This window comes from Pseudomonas sp. GW821-FHT03C07, from assembly GCF_059420925.1.
Genome location: NZ_JBWKUQ010000001.1, coordinates 286,984 through 301,303 on the forward strand (window position 1 = coordinate 286,984; position 14,320 = coordinate 301,303).

At 63.6% G+C, this 14,320-nt stretch carries 12 protein-coding genes; 4 read left to right on the forward strand and 8 right to left on the reverse strand.

The features are described from left to right. Window positions 1–19: 19 nt before the first annotated feature. Window positions 20–790, forward strand: a complete 771-nt coding sequence (locus AC07VG_RS01210) for a DeoR/GlpR family DNA-binding transcription regulator (protein WP_495000992.1) — start codon at window positions 20–22, stop codon at window positions 788–790. 139 nt (window positions 791–929) lie between these two features. On the opposite strand, the gene AC07VG_RS01215 is transcribed toward AC07VG_RS01210, so the two are convergent. From AC07VG_RS01215 to AC07VG_RS01225, 3 genes are all read right to left on the reverse strand, one after another. Next, window positions 930–2,123: an MFS transporter gene (locus AC07VG_RS01215; RefSeq protein WP_495000993.1), complete on the reverse strand. Its 1,194-nt coding sequence runs from the start codon at window positions 2,121–2,123 to the stop codon at window positions 930–932. A gap of 245 nt (window positions 2,124–2,368) precedes the next feature. Beyond that, window positions 2,369–3,001: a Vgb family protein gene (locus tag AC07VG_RS01220; RefSeq protein WP_495000994.1), complete on the reverse strand. Its 633-nt coding sequence runs from the start codon at window positions 2,999–3,001 to the stop codon at window positions 2,369–2,371. A gap of 9 nt (window positions 3,002–3,010) precedes the next feature. After that, on the reverse strand, window positions 3,011–4,231 hold the full coding sequence (locus AC07VG_RS01225; protein ID WP_495020302.1) for a helix-turn-helix domain-containing protein: 1,221 nt from the start codon (window positions 4,229–4,231) through the stop codon (window positions 3,011–3,013). 122 nt (window positions 4,232–4,353) lie between these two features. Between AC07VG_RS01225 and AC07VG_RS01230 the strand changes: the two genes are divergently transcribed. The 3 genes from AC07VG_RS01230 to AC07VG_RS01240 all read left to right on the forward strand — a co-directional run bounded on the left by AC07VG_RS01230 (window position 4,354) and on the right by AC07VG_RS01240 (window position 7,186). Then, the gene (locus AC07VG_RS01230) at window positions 4,354–5,151 is read left to right on the forward strand and encodes a DUF899 domain-containing protein (protein ID WP_495020303.1); all 798 of its coding nucleotides are present in this window, start codon (window positions 4,354–4,356) and stop codon (window positions 5,149–5,151) included. Window positions 5,152–5,156: 5 nt separating this feature from the next. After that, window positions 5,157–5,423, forward strand: coding sequence for a hypothetical protein (locus AC07VG_RS01235; RefSeq protein WP_495020304.1), 267 nt, complete (start codon window positions 5,157–5,159; stop codon window positions 5,421–5,423). Between the two features lie 116 nt (window positions 5,424–5,539). Continuing rightward, a complete protein-coding gene (locus tag AC07VG_RS01240; RefSeq protein WP_495020305.1) occupies window positions 5,540–7,186 on the forward strand; it encodes a SulP family inorganic anion transporter in 1,647 nt (548 codons plus the stop codon). Window positions 7,187–7,216: 30 nt separating this feature from the next. Here AC07VG_RS01240 and AC07VG_RS01245 read toward each other — a convergent pair whose 3' ends face one another. From AC07VG_RS01245 to AC07VG_RS01265, 5 genes are all read right to left on the reverse strand, one after another. Then, complete coding sequence (locus tag AC07VG_RS01245) at window positions 7,217–7,402, reverse strand: ribbon-helix-helix protein, CopG family (protein WP_495000999.1); 186 nt, start codon at window positions 7,400–7,402, stop codon at window positions 7,217–7,219. A 132-nt stretch (window positions 7,403–7,534) separates the two neighbouring features. Beyond that, a complete protein-coding gene (yghU, locus tag AC07VG_RS01250) occupies window positions 7,535–8,413 on the reverse strand; it encodes a glutathione-dependent disulfide-bond oxidoreductase (RefSeq protein ID WP_495001000.1) in 879 nt (292 codons plus the stop codon). A 20-nt stretch (window positions 8,414–8,433) separates the two neighbouring features. Next, complete coding sequence (locus tag AC07VG_RS01255; protein ID WP_495020306.1) at window positions 8,434–9,921, reverse strand: efflux transporter outer membrane subunit; 1,488 nt, start codon at window positions 9,919–9,921, stop codon at window positions 8,434–8,436. Continuing rightward, complete coding sequence (locus AC07VG_RS01260) at window positions 9,914–11,086, reverse strand: efflux RND transporter periplasmic adaptor subunit (protein WP_495001002.1); 1,173 nt, start codon at window positions 11,084–11,086, stop codon at window positions 9,914–9,916. The genes AC07VG_RS01255 and AC07VG_RS01260 overlap by 8 nt, the downstream gene beginning before the upstream one ends. Before the next feature lies 1 nt (window position 11,087). After that, complete coding sequence (locus AC07VG_RS01265) at window positions 11,088–14,273, reverse strand: efflux RND transporter permease subunit (RefSeq protein ID WP_495001003.1); 3,186 nt, start codon at window positions 14,271–14,273, stop codon at window positions 11,088–11,090. Window positions 14,274–14,320 lie beyond the last annotated feature (47 nt).

Sequence of the window (14,320 nt, forward strand, 5' to 3'; positions counted from 1 at the left end):
AACAGTAAGGACATGAGGTATGTGGCAAGAAGAGCGTTACCAGCGGATTCGTGCACTGCTGGCGACCTTGCAGCGTGTGACCACCGACCGCATTGTCACGGAACTGAATGTTTCCCGCGAGACCGTGCGGCGCGACCTGGTGGCGCTGGAAACCCTGGGCGAGTTGAAACGCATCCACGGCGGTGCGATCAACGTCGAGGACGAGGCGCCGATTGCCGAGCGCGTCCATATCAACGTCAAGTTCAAGCGTGACCTGGCCCGCGCCGCGGTCGGCCTGCTCGCCCATGGCCAGACGATCTTTATCGACGCCGGCACCACCACTGAAATTTTTGCCCAGGAGTTGGCCAAGCTGGGCGGGCTGACCGTGATCACCAACTCGTTCAACGTCGCGCTGCAACTGCGCGGCGGCAGCGCGCCGGGTAGCCAGCACAACGAAGTGATCGTCCTCGGCGGCACCCTTGGCGATCGCGCACCGGCCACGGTGGGCGCTACCACGGTGGCGGAAATCGGCCGCTACCGCGCTGATCTGGCACTGCTCTCACCGGTGGGGGTGGACGTCCATCAGGGCGCCAGCAACTACGACCACCGCGAAAGCGAAGTGGCCCGGGCCATGGTCGAGCACACCGAACGGGTGGTGATCCTGGCCGACTACAGCAAACTGGGCGTGCAGAGCCGTGTCAGTTTCTGCCCAGCGGAGCGCATCGACGTGCTGGTGACCAATCAGCGGGCCAGCGACGAAGCCGCGTTCGACGCACTGAAAGTCAGGTTCAAGGAGATTATCCTGGCTTGATACCCCGGGTCGTCGGGGCATCCAGAATCGCTATCGGCAGCAAGCCGGCTTGTGTCTGGTGTCACGATTAGACGGGTGGTGAGAGACCAACGCGGCGGAACTTGCTGGCGATAGCGCTGACGAATTTTGCACCGCCCGTTCATTCGCGTATGCCTGAAAGCGCCGAATCCCCCAGCCAGCGGCCAAGGCTGATGATCCACACCAGCGCGGCAATCAGCAGGGTACTGAACAGCATGCCGTGCACGCCGCCATCGGCGATCAGCTTGCCAGCTACGAAGGGGAAACCAAAAACCCCGAGGAAATAGGCCAGGCTGAACAGCAGCAGCGCCTGTGCGGTCAGCCCCGGCGGCGCTTCATTGGCCGCCAGCCCGTTGATCACCGAATAGTTCAGGCCGTAGCCGATACCCAGCAAAGCCGCCATGGCGCCGTAGCTCAGGCTGTCGTGCACCCATTGGCCGAAACCGAGTACCGCCAGCAGCATCAGCGTGGTCAATACGCTGGAGGCGGCAAAGGGGTTACGCTTGACCACCCAACCGGCAATCAGCAGCCGACAGGCGATGGCGGCGCCCATGAAACAGAGGAAAAACAGCGAATAGTCGAGTCCGAGGCTGGCCGCATAGCTGGTTTGAAAGCTGCCCAGGCCACCGAAGATCGCACCGCCCAGCCCGACCATCAGGATCGAGAACACGGACCTGGAGCGCAGCACCTGAACGGCTGACGCCACGCTGATCTTGATGACCGGCCGGTTAGTGGCGCCCGTCTGGTCGCGACCACCCAGGTGCCAGAAATACAGCCCGCCGAGTATCGCGGTGGCGGCGGCGCAGAAGAATGCCGTCTGGATCGGCAAGCCGAAGTAACCGGCGAGCTTGCCGCTGATCGGCCCGCTGCCGATACCGCTCAACATGCTGCCCGAGAGCAAGGCAAAGCAGTGGGTGCGCCGCGCCGGTTCGACCATTGCCGTGACCATGATCGGTCCCAGGGTGTAGAAAATCCCCCAGCCCAGGCCCAGCACCAGAGCGCAAGACATCAGCGCGCCCCCCAGCCCCGGAACCAGCGCAAAACCCAGCGAAGCACAGGCCAGGCAGCCGGCGGCGAAGGCGACACAGCGCGCGGCGCCCCAGCGATTCATCAGATGCCCCGAGCCGACGACTGCGGCCAGGGTGCTGAGCATCGCGGTGGCAATGACCTGCCCGGCATCATGTTCGTTGCCGCCAAAGGACTTGACCAGCAAGGCCAGCAGGAAGGTTGAGCCGTAAGCGACCGAAAGCAGGAAACTGGCCATGCAGAAAGCGCCAAATCCTGAGTGGGAACGAGGGAGTGAGGAGGATGTCATGTTTTTTCCAGGCGTTGTTCAGTGTGCTTTTTAGCACTGCCCGGCGTACGGTTAGCTAGCGAAATCGCGGAGTAAAGATAGAAAAGCTTGTACGTTTTTCCGAGCAGAGACAGCTCGAAAAAAATGGATCGCAGCACCCGTTGCAACCCAGTTTCGGGCACCACGATGGTGTGCGGTGATACACGGAGCGGTGGCAGCCGGCTTGCCGGCGATGGCGTCCGGATAAGCGCAGCAGGTCTGCCGGCTTACCTGGGGCGGCGGACCGCGCGGATCCTGCCGCTATTCCCGCCACCGCAAAAAAACCGATTTTCACCATCCGACTCAAGCCCCGACACCCCCATGCCAGCGGGCATATCGATGCGTTCCAGCAGCGCGCCGGTTTGCGGATTGAGCCGCCGGACATCGCTCTTGTCGTCTTCCCAAGTACCATGCCAAAGCTCGCCATCGACCCAGGTAACCCCCGTGACGAAGCGGTTCGATTCGATAATGCGCAGAACGGCCCCGGTTTCGGGATCGACCTGATGGATCCGGCGGCCCTGATACTGCCCGACCCACAGTGTCCCTTCGGCCCAGGCCAGCCCGGAGTCGCCGCCATTGCCGGGGGCCGGGATGGTCGAGAGCAGCTCACCGCTCTTTGGATCGATCTTGCGGATACGACCTTCGCCAATCTGGTACAGGTACTGGCCATCGAAGGCGGTTCCGGCCTGTGCGGCAACCTCGATCGAACGCACCACCTCCCCGGTTTCCGGGTCGAGGGCGTTGAGCCTGTCGCCCGAGGCAAACCAGACATGCTGGCCGTCATAAGTCACGCCAGCCACCGAGTCGGCGCCTGGAAAAGGCCCATATTCACGAAGAATTTCAGCTTGAGAGTTTTTCATGAGCTCAGTCTAGCCGCTGGTCAGCGGACCTGGGAGTAACAAGACTGACGGGAATCCCGGTACGGATGCAAGCGCCCAGCGGCGTGCCGGTCCGCGGCCGAAGCCTTGCACCTTGCCTGTCGCCGCCAGGGCATCGAGCGCCCGCTGCACCGTGCGCGGGCTTGTCCCCAGGGCGATCGCCAGGGCCGAGCTCGACCAGGATTCGCCATCGGCCAAAAGCGCGAGCACGCCGCCATACCGCTCCTCGACCGGCGGCGCCAGGATGACCAGCGCCTGGGCCTGTCGCAACGTGAGCACAAAGCCCTCGCCGGTCGCCCTCACCTGCGCGAATGGACGAATCTCGCCCCGCAGCCGGCCGATTTCGACCCGTAGCCGGACCCGCTGCGATTCGTCGGCCTCCTTGCCGCGGAATGCCCGGGCGATAAGGGTCTGCCGCGAGACAGCGCCTGGCCAGTTCTCGGCAAGGGCACGGAGCAACACGAACAAGACCGGCCGCGTCGTCAGCGATACCCGCGCATTGCCCTCACCCACCGTGTAGCGGCAGGCATCCACCACCAGCGCCGCCGAGGCAAACAGTTGCTCGACTTCCTCCAGCCCTATCAAGCGCTCCTCGCCCCGCGTGATCAGGCGTGCCGCTGGCCTGCTCAGCACCTGGGCGGCGCTTTCGACTTCGGCGGCGAGCGCATGAATCCCCGCCTCATGCGCGGCATTTTCCGCCCGCTGCAGCGCGGCGCGCGCCGCGCCCGTCTGCAAGCGCCGGATAGCGATCCCGGCGCTGGCCAACTCGTAAGCGGTCCTCAATGGTGGGGGCAGCAATGTCGGTTCAAGCTCGCCCAGCAGACCTGCGGCCTCGTCAAGATGGCCGGTCAAGAGCAGCAGCCGGATTTCCAGGTGCCGGGCATGCGCGGCATTCAAATGGTCGCCATGCTCCTCAAGCACCGCCCGCGCACTCGCCAGGGTCTTGGCCGGCCAGGCCAGGTCACGCGAGACCAGTGCGATCTCGGCTTCGGCGACGACGCAGCGCGCCCTCGCCACCACCTCTTGCGAACCGAAGGCACGGGCGGCCAGCTTGAGCAGGGCCCTGGCGCGAACCCGTTCGCCCAATTGCGCCATGGCAATACCGCGCAGCGCAAGCGCGGGCCCGTCGTCGCGCAGGGCGACCCGCTTCAAGGCGCCGAGGACATCACCGCGCGCAAGCAAGCGCGCCGCGGCGCTGATCAGCGCGTCCATGAACATCCCGTCAAACTTGTCACTCCCACCATCCGCTGGGCCCGCCTTAGTCTGCTCACAACCACCCGGTAACTGCTCGCACGACCGATGGTACGACGAGCAATGGCAAATGGAGAACCATGATGAGCACACAGAAGATAGGCACCCGCGAAGAATGGCTGGCGGCGCGACTCGAACTGCTGGCGGATGAAAAAGAACTGACCCGACGTGGCGACGCCCTGGCCCTGCGACGTCAGGCCCTGCCCTGGGTACGGATCGACAAGGCCTACCGCTTCGACACCCCGGCGGGCAGCGTCTCGTTGCAGGAACTGTTCAAGGGCCGCTCGCAACTGCTCGTCTATCACTTCATGTTCGGGCCCGATTACAGTGCCGGCTGCCCGTCCTGTTCCTCGATCGCCGATGGTTTCAATGGTGTCGTTGTCCATCTCGAGCACCATGATGTCGCCTTCACCGCCATCTCGCGGGCACCGCTGGCCAAGCTGCAAGCGTTCAAGCAACGCATGGGCTGGAGCTTTGACTGGGCCAGCTCGTTCGGCAGCGATTTCAACAGCGACTTCAACGTCTGGTTCAGCGAAGAGCAGCAGCGCGAGGGCGGCATCGTCTATAACTATCTGCGCGAAGCGCCCTTGGCGGGTCCCCAGAGAGGCCAGACCGTCCAGGAATGGCAGTTGCAGGGCAGCGAAAGTCCGATTGCGCGGATCGCCTCGACGACCGGCACCGACATTGCCACCTACACCCGTGACCGGCCCGGCATCAGTGCCTTCGTGCTCGAAAAAGGCGAGGTCTACCACACCTACTCCGCCTATGCGCGTGGGGTGGATGGTATCTGGGGCATGTATCAATGGCTCGACCGCGCACCCAAGGGCCGCAACGAACAAGGTATCTGGTGGCGGCGCCACGACGAATACGGCCAGGAGTAACCCGCATGTTCTCGTCCAAGCGGGCTCTGGAAGGCAGATCGACAGGCACGCCCGTCGGCAATGCCCTGGGTATTGCCGACGGGCTGTGCCTGGCGGCCGCGCCAATCTTCGCCATCATGGCACTGCTCACGGCCCTCGACCCAGGCACGGATATGATCTGTGCTTCCACGCCGGGAGCCTTTGCGCTCAACGGCATGCTGACGATGTACCTGATCATGGGCGCCGTCCATCTGCCGCCCTGGCTGCGGCTGATTGGCGGCCGCGGCGGCTGATCGACGATGGCGACCGGCAAGGGGTCGAACATCGCCCAGGGTTGCAGGCAGCCTATTGCTCTTTGGTTATCATTGCATGTTAATGTTATGCACATGACCACCTTGGAGTAAGCGTCATGATTGCGATACGAGAAGCCTGGAAGTCCGGATTGCTGGGGCGCAAGCACTGGTCGCGCAACCTGGTCGCGGGCGTTATCGTCGGGATCGTCGCGCTACCGCTGTCCATGGCCTTTGCCATCGCCTCGGGGGTCAAGCCCGAACAAGGCATCTACACCGCCATTGTCGGTGGCCTGCTGGTGTCCTTGTTCGGCGGCAGCCGGGTGCAGATCGCCGGTCCCACGGGCGCCTTTATCGTGATCCTGGCCAGCATCACGGCCCGTTACGGCATTGACGGCCTGCAGATAGCCTCGTTCATGGCCGGGGCGATTCTGCTGACGCTCGGGATCACCCGGCTCGGCGCCATTATCAAGTTCATCCCTGATCCGGTGATCGTCGGTTTCACCGCCGGCATCGGGGTAATTATCTGGGTCGGGCAATGGAAAGATTTCTTCGGCCTGCCGAAAATCGCCGACGGACATTTCCATGAGCGGCTCTGGCACCTGCTCGAAGCGCTACCAAACCTTCATCCGGCGACCACCCTGCTGGCGCTCCTGAGCCTGCTGCTGGTCCTGCTCACACCCCGGCTACCCGGCATGAAACGCGTGCCCGGGCCGTTGGTGGCGATGGTGGTCGCTACCGTCATACAGTCGATTTTCCAGTTTTCCGGGGTGGCCACGATCGGCAGTGCCTTCGGCGGAATCCCCCAGGGGCTGCCGACCTTGAGCCTGCCGGAAGTGACCCTGCCGCGAATCATCGAATTGATTGGCCCGGCGTTCGCCATCGCCATGCTGGGCGCCATCGAGTCGTTGCTCTCGGCGGTGGTCGCCGATGGCATGGCCGGCACCCGGCATGACTCCAACCAGGAACTCATCGGCCAGGGCATCGCCAACCTGCTCAGTCCCTTGTTCGGTGGTTTTGCCGCTACCGGGGCGATTGCCCGAACCGCCACCAATATCCGCAACGGCGGCAACAGCCCGCTGGCCGGACTGGCCCATGCGCTCACGTTGGTGCTGCTGATTTCTTTCCTGGCACCGTTGGCTTCGAACATCCCGCTGTGCGCCCTTGCGGCCATCCTGTTTGTCGTAGCCTACAACATGAGCGAGCTGAAACACTTCAAGCGCATGCTCCAGCGGGCGCCACGGGCTGATATCGCGATATTGCTGATCACCTTCCTGCTGACGGTCTTCAGCGACCTGACCATTGCGGTGAATATCGGCGTCATTCTCGCCATGCTGCAATTCATGCGGCGGATGGCGTCTTCGGTGGAAGTGCAGAAAATGGTCGGCAAGGACCTGGAAGTCGAGCTGCGCCTCAACGGCCATGTCGATTTGCCGCCGAATGTCCTGGTCTATGGCATTGAGGGGCCGTTGTTCTTCGGCGCGGCGGAAACCTTCGAACGTGTCCTGGCGCAGACCCACACCGACCCCGGGACCCTGATCATTCGCCTGAATCACGTGCCCTTCATGGACATCACCGGCTTGCAGACCCTGCTTGAAGTCATCGAGCAGTTACGCAACCGCAGTATTGCCGTGAAGTTGTGCGAAGCCAACGAGAAAGTCCTCGGCAAGCTGCGCAAGGCCGGGATACTCCAGGCGCTGGGGCCTGAGCATTACCATGCCGACTTCAATTCGGCACTGAGCGCAGCCAGCCCACCCAGGCAGTAACCGCGGCCTGCCTGGCGTCGCATGGCCGGGTCACTGCCCCCTGCCAGCCGCCTTGCTTTGGGTAGAATAGGAAACACCGTGGGTTTCCAGATAGTCGCGAATCAGCTGGCGAACCACCTGGGACGGCGTCAGGTCCTGAGCAGCGCAAAGCTCCTCAAGGGCCTTTTTCTTGACCGGATCAATCAGTACGGTCAAGCGTGCGGTCTTGCTTTCCATGGAGGTGTCGACACTCTGAAGCGGCCTATGATAATCAAATTATAATAAGCGCTCTCCAGCTTGTCACCTCCTTACCCGGGCAACCACCGCACGCCGCCTCGTCATCTTGCGTAGACGTCGTTATCGCCAGGACTACTCACTCGCAACAGTCAGCTTGTCTTCGGTGCGGGTGTCGAAATCGCTCGCATCATGACGCTCGCGCAGCTGGCTGGAAGGCTCCCCGGAGACCCGGTTGACCATGCGCCCACGCTGCACGGCGGGACGTGCGTCGATGGCATCGGCCCAACGCCGGACATGCGGGTAGTCCTGTACCGAAAGAAATTCCGCCGCCTCGTAGAGCCGCCCCTTCACCAGACCGCCATACCAGGGCCAGATCGCGATGTCGGCGATGCTGTACTCGCTGCCCGCGATGTATTCGCTGACGGCAAGCCGCTTGTCGAGCACGTCGAGCTGGCGCTTGGTTTCCATGGCAAATCGGTCGATCGCATATTCGATCTTGGTCGGCGCATAGGCATAGAAATGCCCAAAGCCGCCGCCCAGGTACGGCGCGCTGCCCATCTGCCAGAACAACCAGGACAGGCATTCGGCACGGGCCGCGGGCTCGGTCGGGAGGAACACGCCGAACTTCTCGGCGAGGTACTGCAAGATCGCCCCCGACTCGAAGATCCGAATCGGTTTCGGGCCGCTGTAATCCATCAACGCCGGGATCTTGGAGTTCGGATTCACACCGACAAAACCACTGCCGAACTGTTCCCCCTCGCCAATACGGATCAACCAGGCGTCGTATTCCGCCCCCGAGTGACCGAGCGCCAGCAGTTCCTCCAGCAGGATGGTGACCTTCTGGCCATTGGGCGTGGCCAGGGAATACAGCTGCAGCGGGTGACGTCCGACCGGTAGGTCCTGGTCGTGGGTCGCACCGGCGATCGGGCGATTGATACTGGCGAATTTACCGCCGTTTTCGCGGCTCCAGGTCCAGACCTTGGGTGGCAGGTATTCTGATGAGTGGGTCATGCTCGATATACTCCTTGGGGTCAATGGGGCGCCGCGGCGCTGCCTGCGCCAGCCTGATTGACTGCAACCTCAGGCTTGGCGTTCAACTTCGTGATATTCCAACCACCACCCAGCGCCTTGATCAAGCCGACATTGGCGCTCAACTGCTGGGTTTGCAATTGCAGTACCGAACGTCGTGCTTCCAGCGAAGCGACCTGCGCCGTCACCACATCCAGATAGGCGACAGCGCCCTGGCGGTAGCGGGCCAGGGACAGGTCCTCGGAATACTGCGCGGCCGCGGCGGCGTCACGCTGGTCGACCAGGGCGCTGTCCAGCCCGGCGATGGTCGAAAGGTTGTCCTCGACCTGCTCGAAAGCACCGAGCACCAGACTGCGGTACTTGGCCGCCGCCTCATCGGTGGCCGCCTTGGCAATATCCACCTGGGCCTGGCGTGCACCCGCGTCGAACAGGGTTGCCACCAGCGAAGGACCAAGGGCCCAGAACAGGTTCGGGGCCGTCAGCAGGTTGGCGAACTCATCACTTTGATAGCCGCCCTGGGCACTCAGGGTGATGGCCGGGAACCAGGCGGCCCGGGCCACGCCGATCCGGGCGTTGGCGGCGGCGATCCGGCGTTCGGCGGCGGCAATGTCCGGGCGCCGCTGCAACAGCGTCGAAGGCAGGCCCGTGGGGACATTGGGCAAGGCCATCGGCGCGGTGTTCGAGGCAATGGCATAGGTCGACGCCGACTCACCCAGCATCGCGGCAATCGCATGCTCGATCAACGCCCGCTGCACTCGATTCTGGCTCAACTGCGACTTGACCGAGGACAGCTGGGTACGCGCCCGCGCCACATCCAGGCCGGAGACGATCCCACCACCGTGCAGCCCCTCGGTCAGGCTCAGCGCCTTGGTATAGGCATCGCGGGTTTCGCTCAGCAACTGGTTCTGCCAGTCGAGGCCGCGCAGATGGATGTAATTGTCCGTCAACTGGGCCTGCAGGCTCAGGCGCACCGAGGCCAGATCGGCCTGTGCCGCCTGGGCTTCGTTGACACCCGCCGCCACCGAGTCGCGCACCCGGCCCCAGAGGTCGACCTCATAGTCCACCTCGACGCCCAGGGTGGCGGAACTGTAGACATTCGGCGAGGTGGACGAACGCAACGGTCGCGTTTCCGACTGGCGCAGGCGCTGGCCATTGCCGATCGCCTCGACCTTGGGAAACAACCCGGAGCGGGTCTGGGCAACAAACGCCTGGGCCTGGAGATAATGCGCCAACGCGGCGCTCAGGTCGGGGTTGTGGTCGAGCAACTGCTGCTGCATGGCGTCCAGTTGCGGGTCATTGTAGATGCGCCACCAGCCTTCCCGGCTGGACTGATCGTTGGGCGTGGCCAGCGTCCACGGGCCCTGGGTATGGAACTGCCCGGGCTCGGGGGTCTTCGGCACGTTCATCGGCGGCGCAAGCGAGCAGGCACTCAGGCCCAGGGTCGCGATCAGACACAAGCCCGAGGGCCACGGCGCGCTGTGTTTAGCCATGGGGTTTGATCTCCACCCGTACCGCGTCGTTGTCGCCCAGGCCATCGGGTGGCGTGTCGATCACCCGGTCACTGGCGCCCAGGCCGCTGCCGATCTCCACGGAGTCGCCAAAGTCCCGGGAAATGCTGATGGCCTTGAACTGCACATGATCGTTCTTGTCGAGGGTCGCGACCCGCATGCCGTGATCGTCGAACACCAGGGCGCTGGCGGGCAGGCGCAGTACATCGGTCTGTACCGGCAGATCGAACTGCACACTGGTATAGCCGCCCGGCAGCAGGCGACCGCCCGGGTTGTCCACCAGCAATTGCACCAGGGTGCTACCGGAAGATGCCGTCACCGCGTCGGCAGTGGCAATCACCCGGGCGTTGAAGGATTCCTTGCGGTATTCAGGCACCGTGAGCCGTGCCGTGGTGCCGATGCGGATCTGCGGCGAGAAGGTCTGCGGCACTTGCACGTAGATCCGCAGGCGGCTGACATCCGAAACGGCGAACAACTCCCGTCCGGCGCTGCCACCGGCGCTGATCAGCGCGCCGACGTCGGTGGAGCGCGCGGTGACCACCCCTTCGAACGGTGCGGTCAGGCGCTGGAAGCCCTTGGTCGCGACCAACTGCTCGACATTGGCCTGGGCCGACTTGACGTTGGCCCGTTTCGCCGCCAGGTCGCCGGTGCGCTCATCGACATCCTGGCGCGACACCGAATCGGACGCCAGCATCGCCTGCCAGCGCTTGGCCGTGGTTTCGGCCAGCGTCGCATTGGCCTGCGCCGAGGCCAAGTTGGCACGGGCCTGCAGCAACTGCTGGTCGAGTTCAGGGGTATCGATCTCGGCCAGCAGTTGCCCAGCCTTGACGTGGGCGCCGATGTCGACCTTCCAGGACTTGAGGTAACCATTGACCCGGGCAAAGATCGAGGCCCGCGAGTAAGCCTCCATCCGCCCCGGCAGGTTGAGGACCGGGCCCTGGGCCTGCACGCCCGGCGTAATCAGATTGACACTGGGCAGCGCCTGGGCGTTGGTCCAGGTTTTCAGCTGCCGCGACTCGCTGGCCCGCACGCTGATGCCCAGCACCACAACGGCGACCAGGAAGGCCAACCCCAGCAGCAGGCCGACCAGACCCCGACGTGAACGTCCGCGAGGGGTCGGATTGGGTACGATGGTATCGATGGACATGTCAGACCCCTTGAATCGCGATGGCAGGTGATGCGGCGCGCGCATCGCGCCCGTGGACAAGACTGAAAATCAGTGGCACCAGGAACAACGTGGCGATGGTGGCGAAACCCAGGCCGCCGATCACGGCGCGGCCCAGCGGGGCGTTCTGCTCCCCGCCCTCGCCCAGGCTCAAGGCCATGGGCGCCATGCCGATGATCATCGAGATGGCGGTCATCAGCACCGGCCGCAGGCGGGTAAAGCCGGCCTCCAGGGCCGCCTGCAGCGGATCACCATGCTCGGCGAGGCGTTCGCGACAGAAACTCACCACCAGGATCGCGTTGGCGGTCGCCACCCCCATGCACATGATCGCCCCCGTCAGGGCCGGCACCGACAGCGGTGTGTGGGTCACGAAGAGCATCCAGACAATCCCCGCCAGCGCCGCCGGCAAAGCGGTGATGATCACGAACGGGTCGCTCCAGGACTGGAAGTTGACCACGATCAGCAGGTAGATCAGCACTACCGCGCCGAGCAAACCGAAGAGCAAGCCGCTGAAGGCCGAGCTCATGGTCTGTACCTGCCCCTGCAACTGAACTTTCGAGCCGCTGGGGACTTCGCCGGCATGGGCCACGATGATCTTCTGGATATCGGCGGCTACCCCGCCCAGGTCACGATCCTGGATCGAGGTCAGGATCTCGACCACCGGCTGGATATCCGATTGGGTCACCACCGAGTTGCTGTGGCTGCGCTCGATCGAGGCCAGGCCACCGAGGGTCTGCTCCGCCGCGCCGCCGCTGCCGGTCAACGGCAGGTTGTGCAGCGCGGCCAGATTGTCGAGGCTGTATTGCGGCGTTTGCAGGACAATCGGGTAGGAAACGCCGTTGGCGTTGTTGAGCCAGAACGTCGGCGCCACCTGGCTGGATCCGGCCAGGTTGACCACCAGGCTGTTGGTGATGTCACGTTCGGTCAGGCCGACCAACTGCGCCCGGGTCCGATCGACATCGATCTTGAAGGTCGGCAGTTGCTGCGATTGCTGGATACGTGCATCCACCACTCCCGGCACCCGGCGGACCTCACGCAGCAAGCTGTTGGCATAGCTGAAGTTGGCCGCCAGGTTGTTACCGGTGATCTGCAGGTCGATGGGCGCCGAAGAACCGAAGTTGAGAATCTGCCCGACAATGTCCGGAGCCGGGAACGAGAACACCGCGTTGGGGAATTCGCGCGGCAGGATCTCACGCAACTCCCGCACGTATTCAGCCGTTGGCCGGTGGTCCTCGTTCAGGCTGATCTGGATATCGCTGTCCTGGGAACCTACGGTGCCGGTGTTGTTGTAGGCCACGTTGATACCGCTGATGGCCAAGCCGATGTTGTCCACCAGCGCCGCCAGTTGCTGCGGCTCAATCACCTTGCGGATCGAATTCTCGACCTCGCTGATCAGCCGGGTATTGCTCTCCACCCGCGTACCAATCGGCGCACGCACATGCAGCAGAATCAGCCCGGAGTCGACTGCGGGGAAAAAGTTGCGGCCCAGGAACGGCAACAGGGCAAACGAGGCAACGACAAAGGCAAGCATCGCCACAACCACCGTACGCCGATGCCGCAAGGCACTTTCCAGCGCCTCATGATAATACCCGCGAAAGGCCTCGAACCGCGCTTCGAAGCCGCGCTGGAACAGCACCAGGGGATTGTTCGACGGCGCGACCAGGGCCTGCCCGTCCTCGCCATGCAGGTGGGGCTTGAGCAGGTAGTTGGCCAGGGTTGGCACCAGGGTCCGCGACAGGAGGAACGAGGCGATCATGGCAAAAATCACCGCTTCGGCCATTGGCACGAACAGGAACCGCGCCACCCCGTCGAGGAAGAACATCGGCACGAACACGATGCAGATACACAGCAAGGAAACGAAGGCCGGCGTGACGATCTGCGCCGCACCGTCGAGTATCGCCGTTTCCACCGGTTTGCCCTGCTCCAGGTGCCAGTTGATGTTCTCGATGGTCACCGTGGCATCGTCCACCAGAATCCCCACCGCCAGCGCCAGCCCGCCCAGGGTCATGATATTCAGGGTCTCGCCGAGTGCCGACAAGGTGGCGATCGAAGCCAGGATCGCCAGCGGAATCGACGTGGCAATAATCACCGTCGAGCGCCAACTGCCGAGGAACAACAGGATCATCAGGCTGGTCAGCGCCGCCGCGATCACGCCTTCGCGCGCCACGCCGCTGATCGCCGAACGCACGAACAGGGACTGGTCGCCGATCAGGTCGATATTCAAGTTGGGGGGCAAGGCCGCCTTGGAGTCAGCCAGCTTGTCCTTGATGCCCGCGATCACCCCCAACGTCGACGCCGAACCGGTCTTGAGCACCGGAAGCAGTACCGAGCGGTTACCGTTGACGTGAACAATATTGGTCTGCGGCGGGTTGCCGTCGCGGACCGTGGCAACGTCACGAATCAGCACAGTGGTGCCGTCGGCGGTCTTGATCGGCAGGTTTTCCAGGTCCCTGAAGTCCGAGGGGGCGTTGTTCAACTGCAGCATGTACTCATAGCTGCCGATCTTCTGCGTGCCCACTGGGGTAATCACGTTCTGTGTCGCCAGGGCAGTGGCGACATCCTGTGCCGAGAGCCCCCGCGCCTGCATCCGCGCCGAATCCAGGTCGATCTGCACCTGGCGGCTCTTGCCACCGAACGGATAGGGCAGCGCCGCACCGGCCACCGTGGTCAGCATCAGGCGCACGGTATTGAGCCCGAGGTCGCCGAGCTTCTGCTCGCTGAGGCCGCTGCCCGACAAGGCCAGTTGCACGATAGGCACCGTCGAGGCGCTGTAATTGAGAATCAGCGGCGGTACGGTGCCGGGCGGCAGGTTACGCAGAATCGCCTGGGACACCGAGGTCAGCTGGGCGTTGGCGGTGCTGATATTGACCCCGGGCTGGAAGAACACCTTGACGATCCCATAGCCGCTCAGGGACTGCGCCTCGATATGGCGGATGTCGTTGACCGTGGTGGTCAGCACCCGTTCGAAGGGCGAAGTGATCCGCCCTGCCATCTGGTCCGGCGGCAGCCCGGTGTACTGCCAGATCACCGCAATCACCGGAATGCGAATTTCCGGAAAGATATCCGTGGGCGTTCGCCAGGCCGCGAGAGGACCGATGATCAGGATAAGGATAGCCAGTACAACAAAGGTATAGGGGCGCCGCAAAGCTATGCGCACGAGGCTCAGCATAGAGGTGATCCAGACAGGAGGTTGGACAGTGAAGACGGCTAACGGTA